Here is a 14,763-nt window from a genome sequence, read left to right on the forward strand (position 1 = left end):
TCATGGTGCTCAACGGCCCCAACCTCGGGCGGCTCGGCAGCCGGGAGCCGGACGTCTACGGCTCCACCTCGTACACCGGGCTGGTCGAGCGCTGCACCGCGCTCGGCACGGAGCTGGGCTTCGAGGTCGAGGTGCACGAGACCAACTCCGAGCAGCAGATGGTCGAGTGGCTGCACGAGGCGGCCGACGGCCGGGTCCCGGTGGTGATCAACCCTGGCGCGTTCACCCACTACTCGTACGCGATGCGGGACGCCGCCGCGCAGCGGACCGCGCCGCTGATCGAGGTGCACATCTCCAACCCGTACGCCCGGGAGACCTTCCGGCACACCTCGGTGATCGCCGCGGTGGCGTCCGGCACGATCGCCGGATTCGGGCTCGGCTCGTACGAGCTGGCCCTGCGCGCGCTCGCCGAGCAGCTCACCACGGGCTGACGGGCGGACGGCGCGCGTGTCGGCGGCCCGGCGGCGGACTGTGTCAGCTGCCGGGCCGCCGTGTAGTGTCCCCGCTGAAAAGAAGTCGGGAGGTGACCGTGACGCAGTACACCGGGGATGGCGGGCTCCCCCCACGTCCCGTCGCTCCGCCGGTCCCGCCGGGTCCCGGTAGCGCCGCCGGGCCGGTCGCGTCCGCGTCCTCGCAGGACTCCCTGTCGGGGCCGCCGACCGTACCGGTGCCGGTGGTCCGGCCCGGGCCGCCCACGGGCCCGCCGGCCGGTCCGCCCCCGGTGCCGCCCGCGCCCGGCCCGGCCTCCGTGCCCGCCCCGGGACCCCCAGGTCCGCCGCCCGTGCGGCTGGCCCCCGCCCCGTCCCCGGTACCGGCCGGCGCCACCGGGCACTTCCTGCTGCCCTCCGGCTCGCCCGTCCAGCTCCCGGCGCACCCGCCGCAGCCGCACGCGCCCTCCGGCCCGATCGCGGTCCTGCTGATCGGCCCTGCCGGGGCGGGCAAGACCACCGTCGCGCGGCACTGGGCCGAGCGGCGCCCCAGCCCGACCGCGCACATCAGCCTCGACGACGTCCGCGAGTGGGTGCAGTCCGGCTTCGCCAACCCGCAGTCCGGCTGGAACAACGCCTCCGAGGCGCAGTACCGGCTGGCCCGCCGGACGTGCGGCTTCGCCTGCCGCAACTACCTCGCCAACGGCATCTCCTGCATCATCGACGACGCGGTCTTCCCCGACCGCCCGGCGATCGGCCTCGGCGGCTGGAAGCGGCACATCGGACCCGGCATGATCCCGGTGGTGCTGCTGCCCAGCCTGGACTCGGTGCTCAGCCGCAACGCCCGGCGGGGCGGCAACCGGCGGCTCGGGGACGAGGAGGTGGCACGGATCCACGGCCGGATGGCCGGCTGGTACAACTCCGGGCTGCCGATCATCGACAACTCCCACCTGGACGTCGCGGCGACCGCCGCCGAGCTGGACCGGGTGATCCTGGCCCGGCTGCTGGGCATCCCGGTGCGCTGAGCGGCCCGTCCGGCCGGTCCGTGCGGCCCTCCGACCGTGCGGCCCTCCGTCGTCGCGGCCGGCCTGTCGGTGCCGACTGCGATGATGGACGGGTCCTGATCGAACCACCGGGGGGAGCCGCGCCCGTGCCGGAAGGCCACATCATCCACCGTCTCGCCGCCGAGAACCACCGGGCCTTCGGCGGCCGTCCGGTCCGCGCCAGCAGCCCGCAGGGCCGGTTCACCGACAGCGCCGCGCTGATCGACGGCCAGGAGCTGGTCGCGGCGGAGGCCACCGGGAAGCACCTGTTCCTCGGCTTCGCGGACGACGCGTGGGTGCACGTCCACCTCGGGCTGTACGGCGGCTTCACCTTCGGCGACGGGCCCGCTCCGGTGCCGGTCGGCCTGGTCCGGCTGCGCCTGGAGAACGACGACCACTTCGCCGACCTCCGCGGCCCCAACACCTGCGCGCTGATCACCGGTGCGGAGAAGGCGGCCGTCGCCGCCCGGCTCGGCCCCGACCCCCTGCGGGGCGATGCCGATCCGGAGCTCGCCTGGCGGCGGATATCCGGCAGCCGGACGACGGTCGCGGCGCTGCTGATGGACCAGAAGGTGCTGGCGGGGGTCGGCAACGTCTACCGCGCCGAGGTGCTGTTCCGGCACGGCATCGACCCGCACCGGGCCGGCCGCGACCTTCGCCGCGCCGAGTGGGACGCGATCTGGACGGACCTGGTCGCGCTGATGCACGAGGGTGTCGGCGCGGGCCGGATCGACACCGTCCGGCCGGAGCACACCCCGGAGGCGATGGGCCGCCCGCCGCGCGTGGACGACCACGGCGGCGAGGTCTACGTGTACCGGCGGGCCGCGATGCCGTGTCTGGTCTGCGGCACCGACGTCCGGACCGAGGAGCACGCGGCGCGGAACCTCTTCTGGTGCCCGTCCTGCCAGCGGGCGTAGCCGTTCCGGGCAGCTGACGGGGGCTCCGGGGCGGAGCCGCCCGGCAGCCGACCGGGGTGCCGACCCGGGGTCGCCCCCCTGCCCGGCCGGTCGGTCAGCCGGCCGCGGCGGCGCTCCCGGGCTCCACCCCGTCGGCCGGCTGGTCGGGGAACTCGACGTGCTCGTCACCGGCGCACTCGTCGAGCAGGGGGCGCATGGCCTCGTCCACAAGCCGGTAGCGCACCACACGTCCGTCCTTCTCCCCGGCCACCACGGCGGCGGTGCGCAGCAGGCGCAGTGCCTGCGAGACGGCCGGGTCGCGCATGCCGGTGGCGACCGCCAGGTCGCTGACGGCCAGGGGACCGGCCCGGTGCAGGGCGAGCAGCAGGGAGAGCCGCCCGGGGTCGGCGAGCAGGGAGAACCGCTCGGCCCAGGCGCGGACGTGGCCGGTGTCGCCGATCGCCGCGATCGCCTCGCAGACCCGGTGTCCGTCGATGGTGCGATGGCCCGCGCGGTCGGCCGGTACGAGATGCATGCCCGCATTCTTGCAGCCGGCGACCTGTGATCCTTGACACCTGCGCAGGTGCGCAGCCTTGCACGGGTGTTCGGGGACCTCTACGTTGATCCCCGCCGTGGTGCTCGGGAAGACCGGTGGAGGACCCCAGAGGTCCCAGTCCGGAGCGGCCCTCGCCACTGTGATCGGGGGAGTCGTCCGTGCCCACGACGCCACTGGGTGCCTCGCGCACCTGGGAAGGCGGGTACGGAAGCCCGTAAGCCAGGAGACCGGCCACGGCATCTCACGAGGTATTTCCACGAGGTGCTGGAGCGTGATCCCACGATGACCCTGCCCGAGACCGCCGCCGATCCCGCAGTGTCCGCCGCCCTGCCGACCTTCCGCTGGAGACGGGCGGACACCCTCCGCACGGCCGGCCTGATGGGCGTGATCCTGGCCATGCACGTGGTGGCCTTCGGCACCCTGATCTTCCTGGTCGCGCCGGAGAAGTACGAGGTCGGAACCCAGGTCTTCGGGGTGGGCCTGGGCATCACCGCCTACACCCTCGGTATGCGGCACGCCTTCGACGCCGACCACATCGCGGTGATCGACAACACCACCCGCAAGCTCATGGCGGACGGCAAGCGGCCGGTCTCGGTGGGCTTCTGGTTCGCCCTCGGGCACTCCTCGATGGTCGTGCTGATGGCGGCCCTGGTCGCGGGCGGCGCCCAGCTCGCCGGCACGCTGATGGACGACGAGTCCACCACCCACCAGTGGCTGGGCGTGGTCGGCACCTCGGCCTCCGGCGTCTTCCTCTACCTGATCGGCGCGCTCAACCTGGCCGCGCTGTTCGGCATCCTCAAGGTGTTCCGCTCGATGCGCGCCGGGCGGTACGACGAGGCCGAGCTGGAGGAGCACCTGAACGCGCGGGGCCTCCTGGCCCGGGTGCTCAACCGGGCGACCCGTTCGATCACCCGGCCGGGGCAGATGTTCCCGGTCGGCATGGTGCTGGGCCTGGGCTTCGACACCGCGACCGAGGTGTCGCTGATGGTGATGGCCGGCTCCGGCGCCGCCTCCGGCCTGCCCTGGTACGCGATCATCTGCCTGCCGCTGCTGTTCGCGGCCGGGATGAGCCTGTTCGACACGCTGGACGGCACGTTCATGAACTTCGCCTACCAGTGGGCGTTCTCCAACCCGGTGCGGAAGGTGTACTACAACCTGACCATCACCGGGCTGTCGATCGCGGTGGCGTTCATCATCGGGACGATCGAGCTGGTCGGGGTGCTGCACGAGAAGCTCGACCTCACCGACCCGGTGAGCGGCTGGGTCGCGGAGATCTCGCTGGACAACGTCGGCTACGCGATCGTCGCGCTGTTCGTGGTGGTCTGGGCCGCGGCCATCGCGTACTGGCGGCTGGCGGGTGTCGAGCGGAAGTGGAGCCCGCAGGCGGTCCGGCCGGTGCCGGCCGCCGGACCGGTCGTCGAGCCGGCCGGCGACGGCTCGTAGCCGACGCGGGACCGGACGGCGCCCGCCGGACCCCTCCACGGGTCCGGCGGGCGCCGCCCGCGTGCCCGGGTGGGGGCGTTCGGCGGGCGGATCGGGGTGCGGGTTCGTACGCTCGACCCATGTCTGATGCGTACGCGGGCCGGCGGGAGCGGTTGCGGGAGCACTGCAGTGCGACCGGGGCCGACGCGGCGCTGATCACCAGGGCGGCGAACGTGCGGTACCTGACCGGGTGCCCGCCGTGCGGCGCGACGCTGCTGCTCACCCGGGATCAGGTGCTGCTGACACTGCCGGACGACCTGCCGCCGGACGACACGGGGGAGCACCTGATCGCCCCGGACGTCACCCAGGTGCCGGTCGCGGCGGGCGCCGACACCGCGCTGGCCGCCGCCGCCTCCGTGGCGGGGCTGCGGGTGGGACGGCTGGCGGTCGAGGAGCACGACCTGACCGTCGCCCGGCACCGGGCGGTGGCGGGTCTGGCCGAGGGGGCGCGGCTCGGTGACCTGGGCCAGGCGGTGGAGCGGCTGCGGGTGGTGAAGGACGAGCACGAGATCGCCGACCTGCGGATCGCGGCCGAGATCGCCGACCAGGCGCTCGGCGAGCTGCTGGAGTCGATCCTGGTCGGCCGGACCGAGCGGCACCTGGCGATGGAGCTCGAACGCCGGATGATCGACCACGGCGCGGACCGGGCGGCCTTCCCGGTCTCGGTCGGCACCGGCAGCCACTCGGGCCAGCAGGCGCACCAGCCCACCGACCGGAGGGTGGAGGAGGGCGACTTCCTGACCGTGGTGCTCGGCGCGCGGTACCGCGGGTACGGGGTGTCGACGGCCCGGACCTTCGTGATCGGAGCGGCCCCCGCGCCCTGGCAGGTGGAGCTGCACCGGCTGGTGTTCCGCGCCCAGCGGGCCGGCCGGGAGGCGCTCGGACCGGGCGTCGAGCAGTGTGTGCCCGACCGGGCCGTGCGGGAGATCCTCAAGGCGGCGGGGCACACCGAGACCTCTCCGCGCCCGGTCGGTCACGGCATCGGTCTGGAGATCCGGGAGGCGCCGCGCCTCGGTCCCTCGGACATGGGTAAACTGGACAGCCGCGTGCCGGTCACCGTCGGTCCAGGAGTCCACCTCCCGGGCCGGGGAGGCGTCCGGATCGAGGACACGCTCGTGGTGCGCCCCCTTGAGGAGGGCGGGCCCGAGCTGCTCACCATCACCACCAAGGAGCTCCTCGCCCTGTGACCCAGGACGCAACCCCTTGGTTCCTTGACAGCTATATCCAGGAGTAAGTGCGCCCGTGGCTTCCACGAACGATCTCAAGAACGGCATGGTCCTCAAGCTGGAGGGCGGCAAGCTCTGGTCCGTCGTCGAGTTCCAGCACGTCAAGCCCGGCAAGGGCCCGGCCTTCGTGCGCACCAAGCTCAAGGAGGTCCTGACGGGCAAGGTCGTCGACAAGACCTTCAACGCCGGTACCAAGGTCGAGACCGCCAACGTCGACAAGCGCGGCATGCAGTTCTCGTACAAGGACGGCGAGAACTTCGTGTTCATGGACACGGACACCTACGACCAGATCCCGGTCGAGCCGGCCGTCGTCGGCGACGCCTCCAAGTACCTGCTGGAGGGCTTCGAGGCCCTGGTCGCCATGTACGAGGGCGCCCCCCTGTACATCGAGCTGCCGGCCTCGGTCGAGCTGCTCATCTCGCACACCGAGCCGGGCGTGCAGGGCGACCGCTCCACCGGTGGCTCCAAGCCGGCCACGCTGGAGACCGGCGCCGAGATCGCCGTCCCGCTCTTCATCGTCACCGGCGAGAAGATCAAGGTCGACACCCGCGACGGCAGCTACCTCGGCCGGGTGAAGTAAGTCCGTGTCGTCCGCACGCACCAAGGCCCGCACGCGAGCCTTCCAGATCCTGTTCGAGGCCGACCACCGTGGGGTCGACCCGCTGACGGTCCTCGCCGACTGGGTGGCCCGGGCCCGGGAGCCCAAGCCGGACGAGGGCACCCCGCAGGTGGGCGAGTACACGATGGAGCTGGTCGAGGGCTACGTCCAGTACGCCCGCCGCATCGACGAGCTGATCTCGCAGTACTCGGTCGGCTGGACGCTCGACCGGATGCCGATCGTGGACCGCAACGTCCTGCGGCTCGGCGCGTACGAGCTGATCTGGGAGGACGGCGTCCCTGACGCGGTCGTCCTGGACGAGGCGGTCGAGATCGCCAAGGAGTTCTCCACGGACGACTCCCCGGCCTTCGTCAACGGCCTGCTCGCCCGCTTCATGGAGCTGAAGCCCGGCATCCGCCGGTAGCGGCTCCCCACGTCACCGACGGCCGTCGGACCGGGAACGGTCCGACGGCCGTCGTGCGTTCTCCCGTGGTGGCGTATGTTGGTGCCCTACTCGCCAGTAACCCGGTGCGCCGGCGGCCCACGCCCGTCGGCGACCCCGCAGCGAAGGGCAGGCCACCCCCATGACCACGGCGATCCGCAGCGAGTTCGACCAGGGCATCGCGCTGACCCCGCATCCGGACGAGTCCGGCCGGTACGACGGCGAACTCGGCGCCGGCTGGCAGATCGGCGGCGGCGTCAACGGCGGACTGCTTCTCGCGGTGGCCGGCCACGCGCTCGCGCTGGAGCACGGCTCCCGCCCGGAGAGCGCCGACCACGCCGACCCGGTCTCGATCAGCGGTTACTACCTCTCCGCCTCCACGCCCGGCCCGGCCACCGTCCGGACCGAGGTGATCCGCACCGGCCGCTCGCTCTCCACCGGCACCGCCTCGCTCAGCCAGGACGGCGTCGAGCGGCTGCGGGTGATCGCCACCCACGGCGACCTCGCCGCGGTCGAGGGCGAGGTGCGCACCAGCGCCCGGCCGCCCCAGCTGCCGCCGCCGGACCAGTGCGTCGGCGTCGAGCACGCGCCCAAGGAACTCATCGCGCAGGCCGCCCTGTTGGAGCGGTTCGACATGCGGCTCGACCCGTCCACCATCGGCTGGGCGCTCGGTCAGCCGTCGGGGGAGGGGCGGATCCAGGGATGGTTCCGGCTCGCCGACGGGCGCGAGCCCGACCCGCTGCTCCTCCTGCTGGTCGCCGACGCGCTGCCGCCGGTCACCTTCGACCTCGGCATGCCGGGCTGGGCGCCGACCGTCGAACTGACCGTGCACCTGCGGGCCAAGCCCGTTCCGGGGTGGCTGCGGGTCGTGCACGCCACCCGGAACCTGGCCGGCGGGTACTTCGAGGAGGACGCCGAGGTCTGGGACGAGGCCGGCCGACTGGTCGCGCAGTCCCGCCAGTTGGCCCGGGTGCCGCGCCAGGCGTGAGGCTGTACGGGACGGGCGCGCGGTCGTGTCGGAGCGCCCGGCGTGCGGAGTGGGCAGGCCGGCGCGAGGCCGGTCGAGTGCGCCGGTTCTCCTGAGCTCGGAGTGATCGGGCCAGTACGAGGCGTGACCGAGCGACGGCGCGTGAGCCGGATGCGCGGGGCGTGACGGCCCGTCCGCACAACCGTGCGTGACTCCAAACACCCGATTCACCCTCGGTTACAGTCCTGTGACACGCCGTACGTGTGCGCCACGCGGGGTTGGGGAGGACAACGGTCGGCGGCGACCCCCGCCGCCGACCCGACCGCCGCCCGCCCGCCCGAGGAGTCCCGATGAGCCGCAACGGCCGCGCCCGCCGCACCCCCGACTGCACCGCCGCCGGTCCCCGGCCGCGGGCGCGCTCCCGGTACGAGCGGGCCGAGCGGGCGGACCGGGCGGAGCGGACCGAGGGGCACGAGCGGATCGAGGGACGCGACCGGCACCGGGCCGACAACGGCGGCCAGGCCTTCGTCATCGGCGTGCTGGCCAGCGCGGCCGACTTCGAGCGGGCCCGCGCCTGGCAGCTCTCCGACGCCCCGGACCACGAGCAGTACCTGCACGAGACCGCCGAACTGCTCGCCGAGGCCCGGCGCCGCTTCGACACCGTCCGGGCCCGGATGTTCCACCCGCAGGACTTCGCCGACTTCTGTCTGCTGCACGGGCTCGACCCGGCCGAGCCGGCCGCCCGCGACCGGTACCTCGTCAACCCGCCGCTGCAGACCCAGCTCCTGGCCTACCAGGGTGAGGAGCTGGTCGGCGACTACGTCCCCCGGCTGGTCCGGGCCCGGGAGAACGGGCTGACGCTGCGCCATGCCGACCTCCTGCTCGACGGCGGGCTGTACGGGGAGCGCGACGAGGCGGTGCAGGCGGCCTACGAGCGCGGCGCCGAGGTGTTCCGCCGGATGCTGCTCGGCGCCGGCAGCGGGGTCTACGAGCTGCGCCTCGCGGTGGACGCGCCGGGCGGACGGCTCACCGCGGCGGCCCGGGTCCTCCAGTGGGAGGACGGTGTGGTGCGGATCAACGACGAGGACCTGGAGCTGCTCTGCGCGGTGCTCTGCACGGGGCTGGCCCGCGAGCTGCCGGCCCTGGCGGTGCTGCACGGCGCGCAGGGCTCTGCGGCGTCCTGCGGGGAGTACCGGCCGACGGCCTGGGCCTGGGCGAGCGAGGGCCGGGTGTGGGCGCCGGCGGGCGGCCCGGTCCGGCTGGACGGGGTGGCCGCGGAGCCGGGCTACCGGCTGGAGACGGTCTGCTGAGCGGTCCGCCGAGCGGCCCGCCGGGGGGCGGCGGGCCGGTGGGGCGGAAGCCGGGGCGGCCGGTGCGGCGTCGCCGAGGACGCGCCGCGGCGCGGCTCCCGGAAGGGGAGCCGCGCCGTGACGTTTCTGCTGGGTACTGACCCGGCCGCTGCTTCGGGTACTTCCGGTCTCCCGCGGCGGCGGGAGACGGTGCGGCCAGCCTCAGCCCGCCTCCTCCTCGCGCACCGCGCGGCGCGCGTCGGGGTTGAGCACACCCCAGGAGATCAGCTGCTCGGTGAGGATCGACGGCGACTGGTCGTAGATCACGGCGAGGGTGCGCAGATCGTCCTGGCGGATCGACAGCACCTTGCCGTTGTAGTCGCCGCGCTGGCTCTGGATGGTCGCCGCGTAACGCTGCAGCGGACCGGCCTTTTCGGACGGGACCTGGGTCAGTCTCTCCAGGTCGAGGACCAGGCGCGGCGGCGGCTCCGCCGCACCGCCGGGCGTCCCGCCGGGCAGCAGCTCCTGCACCGGGACCCCGTAGAACTCCGCCAGTTCGGCCAGCCGCTGCACGGTGACCGCACGGTCGCCGCGCTCGTACGAGCCGACGACGACTGCCTTCCAGCGCCCCTGGGACTTCTCCTCGACACCGTGCAGGGAGAGCCCCTGCTGAGTGCGGATGGCTCGGAGCTTGCCTCCGAGCTGCTTCGCGTAGTCGCTGGACATTGATCTCCCCGGACGAGATTGCTTCGCGTTCAGTGGTGGGTCACGGGCGATTGCCGGCGTCGCTACCGGTAGGTTCGACGCCCATCTCGTAACTCACTGTGAGGTTACGTAGAGTGAGGTAGTTGCGTCAAGCCGAATGGGGCAGTCGTGCGAATGGCCCGCATCAGCCGTGCGTCCGGCGCGTGAACCCGGAGAAGCGGAATGATGGACGTCGGTTAGCCGGCGGCCGCGCTGATACGATGAACCGAGGCCACGCCGCGTCGGCGGGGCCCTTCCAGACATCCTTTAAGACCCGTCCCGTGAGGCGGGGAAGGAGGTCCGCTTCGGCATGACCGCACACCACGAGACCGCTCCGCGACCGCCGCACCAGGTGCTGGACGGCACGGACATCGCCCGGGTCGTCACCCGGATAGCGCACGAGATCGTCGAACGCGCCAAGGGCGCCGAGGACGTCGTGCTGCTCGGCATCCACACCAGGGGCGTCCACCTCGCCAAGCGCCTGCACACCCGGCTGGCCCAGATCACCGGACGCGACATCCCGCTCGGCACCCTGGACATCACCATGTACCGGGACGACCTGCGGCTGAAGCCCGCCCGCGCCCTGGAGCACACCGAGATCCCGCCCGGCGGCATCGACGGCAGACTCGTCATCCTCGTCGACGACGTGCTCTTCTCCGGCCGCACCATCCGGGCCGCGCTCGACGCGCTCAACGACATCGGCCGGCCGCGCGCCGTCCAGCTCGCCGTCCTGGTCGACCGCGGCCACCGCGAGCTGCCGATCCGCGCCGACTACGTGGGCAAGAACCTGCCCACCTCGCTGCGCGAGGCCGTCCAGGTGCGGCTCGCCGACCGCGACGGCGTGGACGCCGTCCTGGTCGGGGACCGCGACTTCGCGGCCCGCTCCTCGCAGGCCCTGGCCGCCCAGCCGTCCGCACCGCACCTCCCGGAGTAGCCCGCGTGAAGCGCCACCTCGTCTCCGCCGCCGATCTCACCCGCGACGACGCGCTGCTCATTCTGGACACCGCCGAGGAGCTGGCCCAGCTCTCCGGTCGGGCCGTCAAGAAGCTGCCCACGCTCCGCGGCCGGACGGTCGTCAACCTCTTCTTCGAGGACTCGACCCGGACCAAGACCTCCTTCGAGGCCGCCGAGAAGCGGCTCTCCGCCGACGTCATCAACTTCTCCGCCAAGGGCTCGTCCGTCTCCAAGGGCGAGAGCCTCAAGGACACCGCGCTCACCCTGCAGGCCATGGGCGCCGACGCGGTCGTCATCCGGCACCACGCCTCCGGCGCGCCGGCCCGCCTCGCCCAGTCCGACTGGCTGCACGGCAGCGTGATCAACGCCGGTGACGGCACCCACGAGCACCCCACCCAGGCGCTGCTCGACGCGTTCACCATGCGCCGCCACCTCAACCCGGGCCACGGCCACGACCTCGCGGGCCGCCGGGTGACCATCGTCGGCGACATCCTGCACAGCCGGGTCGCCCGCTCCAACGTGCACCTGCTGACCACGCTCGGCGCCCACGTCACCTTCGTCGCCCCGCCGACGCTGCTGCCGATCGGCATCGAGAACTGGCCCTGCGAGGTCAGCTACGACCTGGAGAGCGTGCTCCCCAAGTCGGACGCCGTGATGATGCTCCGGGTGCAGCGCGAGCGGATGAACGCCGCCTTCTTCCCGACCGAGCGCGAGTACAGCCGCCGCTACGGCCTCAACGGAGCCCGGATGGCCCAGCTGCCCGGGCACGCCATCGTCATGCACCCCGGCCCGATGGTCCGCGGCATGGAGATCACCGCCGAGGTCGCCGACTCGCCGCGCTGCACCGTCGTCGAGCAGGTCGCCAACGGCGTCTCCATCCGGATGGCCGTGCTCTACCTGCTGCTCGGCGGAGCCACCCTCAACGACGCCCCCCGCACCGACTCCGTGGAGACTGCTCAGTGACCACCTACCTGATCCGCAACGCCCAGATCCTCGGCGGTGCCCCGCAGGACCTCCACCTCGCCGACGGCATCGTCCAGGCGATCGGCACCGGCCTCGACGCCGAGGTCGACATCGAGATCGACGCCGGCGGGCTGATCGTCCTGCCCGGCCTTGTCGATCTGCACACCCACCTGCGGGAGCCCGGCCGCGAGGACGCCGAGACCGTCCTCACCGGCACCCAGGCCGCCGCCAAGGGCGGCTTCACCGCCGTCCACGCCATGGCCAACACCTTCCCGGTGGCCGACACCGCCGGCGTGGTCGAGCAGGTCTGGCGGCTCGGCCAGGAGTCCGGCTACTGCGACGTGCAGCCGGTCGGCGCCGTCACCGTCGGCCTGGAGGGCAAGAAGCTCGCCGAGCTCGGCGCGATGCACGACTCCGCGGCCGGTGTCCGGGTCTTCTCCGACGACGGCAAGTGCGTCGACGACGCCGTGATCATGCGCCGCGCCCTGGAGTACGTGAAGGCCTTCGACGGCGTCGTCGCCCAGCACGCCCAGGAGCCGCGCCTGACCGAGGGCGCCCAGATGAACGAGGGCCAGGTCTCCGGCGAGCTCGGCCTGGGCGGCTGGCCCGCCGTCGCCGAGGAGGCGATCATCGCCCGCGACGTGCTGCTCGCCGCGCACGTCGGCTCCCGGCTGCACGTCTGCCACGTCTCCACCGCCGGCTCGGTCGAGATCGTCCGCTGGGCGAAGGCCAAGGGCTGGGACGTCACCGCCGAGGTGACCCCGCACCACCTGCTGCTCACCGACGAGCTGGTCCGCTCCTACGACCCGGTGTACAAGGTCAACCCGCCGCTGCGCACCGCCGAGGACGTCCAGGCGCTGCGCAAGGCGCTCGCCGACGGCACCATCGACGCCGTCGCCACCGACCACGCGCCGCACCCGTCCGAGGACAAGGACTGCGAGTGGGCCGTGGCCGCGATGGGCATGGTCGGCCTGGAGACCGCGCTGTCGGTCGTCCAGCAGACCATGGTCGAGACCGGCCTGCTGAACTGGGAGGGCGTCGCCGACCGGATGTCGCACCGCCCGGCCCGGATCGGCCGTCTGGCCGGGCACGGCCGGCCGATCTCGGTGGGTGAGCCCGCCAACCTGGTGCTCTTCGATCCCGCGTACCGTGGTGCCGTGAATCCCGACAGCTTCGCCACCCGCTCCCGGAACACGCCCTACCGGGGCCTCGACCTGCCCGGACGGGTGCACGCCACCTTCCTGCGCGGCACCGCGACCGTGCTGGCCGGCGAGCTGGTCGAGCAGGGCGGGCTCGCGTGACCTCCGCCCTGCTGGCCCAGGAACAGGCCAGGGTCACCAACTGGCCCGGCTACATCGGCTGGGCGATCGGTCTGCTCCTGGTGATCAGCCTCGTCTACTGGCTGATGCGCCAGGGCTGGAACTGGCGCCGCACGCTGCAGTCCGGCATCCCGCCGCTGCCCGCCGTGCCGGAGCGCGCCGGCCGGACCATCCTGGAGACCAGCGGCCGGTACCACGGCAGCACCACCGCCGGGAACTGGCTCGACCGGGTCGTCGCGCACGGCCTGGGCACCCGCAGCCGCGCCGACCTGACCCTCGGCGCGAACGGCCTGCTGGTGCAGCGCCCCGGCGACGTCGACTTCTGGATCCCCGCCGACCACCTGACCGGTGCCCGTACGGACTCCGGGATAGCCGGCAAGGTCGTCCCGTCCGGACTCCTCGTCGTCTCCTGGACGCACGAGGGCACCGAGCTGGACTCCGGGTTCCGGTTCGACCACCCCGACGAGCACGCCGCCTGGGTCGAGGCGATCGCTCGATTTGCCACACGTACGACCACGAAGACGGAAGAGGCCGCGCAATGACCGCACCTGCCCCCACCACGCAGCGCCAACGGCGGGAGCGTATTCCCGCCGTGCTCGTCCTGGAGGACGGCCGGACCTTCCGCGGCGAGGCCTACGGTGCGACCGGCGAGACCTTCGGCGAGGCGGTCTTCAACACCGGCATGTCCGGCTACCAGGAGACCCTCACCGACCCGTCGTACCACCGCCAGGTGGTCGTGATGACCGCCCCGCAGATCGGCAACACCGGCTGGAACGACGAGGACGACGAGTCCAAGCAGATCTGGGTCGCCGGGTACGTCGTCCGCGACCCCGCCCGCGTCGCGTCCAACTGGCGCTCGCTCCGCCCGCTCGACGAGGAGCTCGTCCGACAGGGCGTCGTCGGCATCAGCGGCATCGACACCCGGGCGCTCACCCGCCACCTGCGCGAGCGCGGCGCCATGCGCTGCGGGATCTTCTCCGGCGAGGCGCTGGCCGACCAGGCCGAGCTGCTCGGCCGGGTGCAGTCCTCGGCCGAGATGAAGGGCGCCGACCTGTGCGCCGAGGTCGCCACGACCGAGTCGTACGTGGTCCCGGCGATCGGTGAGAAGCGCTTCACCGTCGCCGCGCTGGACCTCGGCATCAAGGCGATGACCCCGCAGCGGATGGCCGAGCGCGGCATCGAGGTGCACGTGCTGCCGGCGAACTCGACCGTCGAGGACGTCTACGCCGTCAACCCCGACGGCGTCTTCTTCTCCAACGGCCCGGGCGACCCGGCCACCGCCGACCACCAGGTCGCCGTGGCGCAGGCGGTGCTGGAGCGCAGGACCCCGTTCTTCGGGATCTGCTTCGGCAACCAGATCCTCGGCCGCGCGCTGGGCTTCGGCACGTACAAGCTCAAGTACGGCCACCGCGGCATCAACCAGCCGGTGCAGGACCGCACCACCGGCAAGGTCGAGGTCACGGCGCACAACCACGGCTTCGCCGTGAACGCACCGCTGGACAAGGTGAGCGACACCCCCTTCGGGCGCGTCGAGGTCTCCCACGTCTGCCTCAACGACGACGTGGTCGAGGGCCTCCAGGCCCTGGACGTCCCCGCCTTCAGCGTGCAGTACCACCCTGAAGCGGCAGCGGGTCCGCACGACGCCGCCTACCTGTTCGACCGCTTCGTGAAGCTCATGGAGGGCCAGCGTGCCTAAGCGCAGTGACATCAAGTCCGTTCTGGTGATCGGTTCCGGCCCGATCGTGATCGGTCAGGCGGCGGAGTTCGACTACTCGGGTACGCAGGCGTGCCGGGTGTTGCGGGCCGAGGGTCTGCGGGTGGTGCTGGTGAACTCGAACCCGGCGACGATCATGACG

Annotated in this window: 17 protein-coding genes and 1 riboswitch; of the genes, 15 read left to right on the forward strand and 2 right to left on the reverse strand. The window is 72.9% G+C overall.

What is annotated here, in order from left to right:
- Positions 1 to 2: 2 nt before the first annotated feature.
- The 3 genes from aroQ to PUR56_RS19345 all read left to right on the forward strand — a co-directional run bounded on the left by aroQ (position 3) and on the right by PUR56_RS19345 (position 2,388).
- On the forward strand, positions 3 to 431 hold the full coding sequence (gene aroQ / locus PUR56_RS19335; RefSeq protein WP_329882371.1) for a type II 3-dehydroquinate dehydratase: 429 nt from the start codon (positions 3 to 5) through the stop codon (positions 429 to 431).
- Between the two features lie 98 nt (positions 432 to 529).
- On the forward strand, positions 530 to 1,453 hold the full coding sequence (locus PUR56_RS19340; RefSeq protein ID WP_443034530.1) for an AAA family ATPase: 924 nt from the start codon (positions 530 to 532) through the stop codon (positions 1,451 to 1,453).
- A 125-nt stretch (positions 1,454 to 1,578) separates the two neighbouring features.
- Positions 1,579 to 2,388: an Fpg/Nei family DNA glycosylase gene (locus PUR56_RS19345; RefSeq protein ID WP_329949851.1), complete on the forward strand. Its 810-nt coding sequence runs from the start codon at positions 1,579 to 1,581 to the stop codon at positions 2,386 to 2,388.
- 94 nt (positions 2,389 to 2,482) lie between these two features.
- Here the strand turns inward: PUR56_RS19345 and PUR56_RS19350 are convergent, their stop codons facing one another.
- Positions 2,483 to 2,902 carry an ArsR/SmtB family transcription factor gene (locus tag PUR56_RS19350; RefSeq protein ID WP_329949852.1) on the reverse strand — a complete coding sequence of 140 codons (420 nt, stop codon included), beginning with the start codon at positions 2,900 to 2,902 and terminating at the stop codon, positions 2,483 to 2,485.
- A gap of 81 nt (positions 2,903 to 2,983) precedes the next feature.
- Positions 2,984 to 3,173: riboswitch (cobalamin riboswitch) on the forward strand.
- 32 nt (positions 3,174 to 3,205) lie between these two features.
- Here PUR56_RS19350 and PUR56_RS19355 point away from each other — a divergent pair.
- The 6 genes from PUR56_RS19355 (at position 3,206) to PUR56_RS19380 (ending at position 8,948) form a co-directional block, all read left to right on the forward strand.
- Positions 3,206 to 4,366, forward strand: coding sequence for a HoxN/HupN/NixA family nickel/cobalt transporter (locus PUR56_RS19355; protein ID WP_329949860.1), 1,161 nt, complete (start codon positions 3,206 to 3,208; stop codon positions 4,364 to 4,366).
- A gap of 119 nt (positions 4,367 to 4,485) precedes the next feature.
- The gene (locus tag PUR56_RS19360) at positions 4,486 to 5,592 is read left to right on the forward strand and encodes a M24 family metallopeptidase (protein ID WP_329949853.1); all 1,107 of its coding nucleotides are present in this window, start codon (positions 4,486 to 4,488) and stop codon (positions 5,590 to 5,592) included.
- Between the two features lie 55 nt (positions 5,593 to 5,647).
- A complete protein-coding gene (gene efp / locus PUR56_RS19365) occupies positions 5,648 to 6,211 on the forward strand; it encodes an elongation factor P (protein ID WP_329882225.1) in 564 nt (187 codons plus the stop codon).
- Positions 6,212 to 6,215: 4 nt separating this feature from the next.
- Positions 6,216 to 6,653, forward strand: coding sequence for a transcription antitermination factor NusB (gene nusB / locus PUR56_RS19370; protein WP_329882223.1), 438 nt, complete (start codon positions 6,216 to 6,218; stop codon positions 6,651 to 6,653).
- Positions 6,654 to 6,813: 160 nt separating this feature from the next.
- Positions 6,814 to 7,659: a thioesterase family protein gene (locus tag PUR56_RS19375; protein WP_329882221.1), complete on the forward strand. Its 846-nt coding sequence runs from the start codon at positions 6,814 to 6,816 to the stop codon at positions 7,657 to 7,659.
- Positions 7,660 to 7,988: 329 nt separating this feature from the next.
- Positions 7,989 to 8,948: a hypothetical protein gene (locus tag PUR56_RS19380; RefSeq protein ID WP_329949854.1), complete on the forward strand. Its 960-nt coding sequence runs from the start codon at positions 7,989 to 7,991 to the stop codon at positions 8,946 to 8,948.
- Positions 8,949 to 9,149: 201 nt separating this feature from the next.
- Here PUR56_RS19380 and bldD read toward each other — a convergent pair whose 3' ends face one another.
- Positions 9,150 to 9,653 (reverse strand): transcriptional regulator BldD, encoded by a 504-nt coding sequence (gene bldD / locus PUR56_RS19385; protein ID WP_045692870.1) that lies wholly within the window; start codon positions 9,651 to 9,653, stop codon positions 9,150 to 9,152.
- Positions 9,654 to 9,981: 328 nt separating this feature from the next.
- On the opposite strand from bldD, the gene pyrR reads away from it, so the two are divergent.
- From pyrR to PUR56_RS43510, 6 genes are all read left to right on the forward strand, one after another.
- Positions 9,982 to 10,605, forward strand: coding sequence for a bifunctional pyr operon transcriptional regulator/uracil phosphoribosyltransferase PyrR (pyrR, locus tag PUR56_RS19390; protein WP_329949855.1), 624 nt, complete (start codon positions 9,982 to 9,984; stop codon positions 10,603 to 10,605).
- 5 nt (positions 10,606 to 10,610) lie between these two features.
- A complete protein-coding gene (locus PUR56_RS19395) occupies positions 10,611 to 11,588 on the forward strand; it encodes an aspartate carbamoyltransferase catalytic subunit (protein WP_329882218.1) in 978 nt (325 codons plus the stop codon).
- Complete coding sequence (locus tag PUR56_RS19400) at positions 11,585 to 12,889, forward strand: dihydroorotase (RefSeq protein WP_329882217.1); 1,305 nt, start codon at positions 11,585 to 11,587, stop codon at positions 12,887 to 12,889. The genes PUR56_RS19395 and PUR56_RS19400 overlap by 4 nt, the downstream gene beginning before the upstream one ends.
- Complete coding sequence (locus PUR56_RS19405) at positions 12,886 to 13,449, forward strand: PH-like domain-containing protein (protein ID WP_329882216.1); 564 nt, start codon at positions 12,886 to 12,888, stop codon at positions 13,447 to 13,449. The genes PUR56_RS19400 and PUR56_RS19405 overlap by 4 nt, the downstream gene beginning before the upstream one ends.
- Positions 13,446 to 14,603 (forward strand): glutamine-hydrolyzing carbamoyl-phosphate synthase small subunit, encoded by a 1,158-nt coding sequence (carA, locus tag PUR56_RS19410; RefSeq protein ID WP_329882215.1) that lies wholly within the window; start codon positions 13,446 to 13,448, stop codon positions 14,601 to 14,603. The genes PUR56_RS19405 and carA overlap by 4 nt, the downstream gene beginning before the upstream one ends.
- On the forward strand, positions 14,596 to 14,763 hold a 168-nt coding region (locus PUR56_RS43510), incomplete at its 3' end, for a carbamoyl phosphate synthase preATP-grasp domain-containing protein (RefSeq protein WP_443034531.1). The genes carA and PUR56_RS43510, both read left to right, overlap by 8 nt.

Origin of the sequence: Streptomyces sp. BE303, from assembly GCF_036290945.1 — a bacterium.
Classification (GTDB): domain Bacteria; phylum Actinomycetota; class Actinomycetes; order Streptomycetales; family Streptomycetaceae; genus Kitasatospora.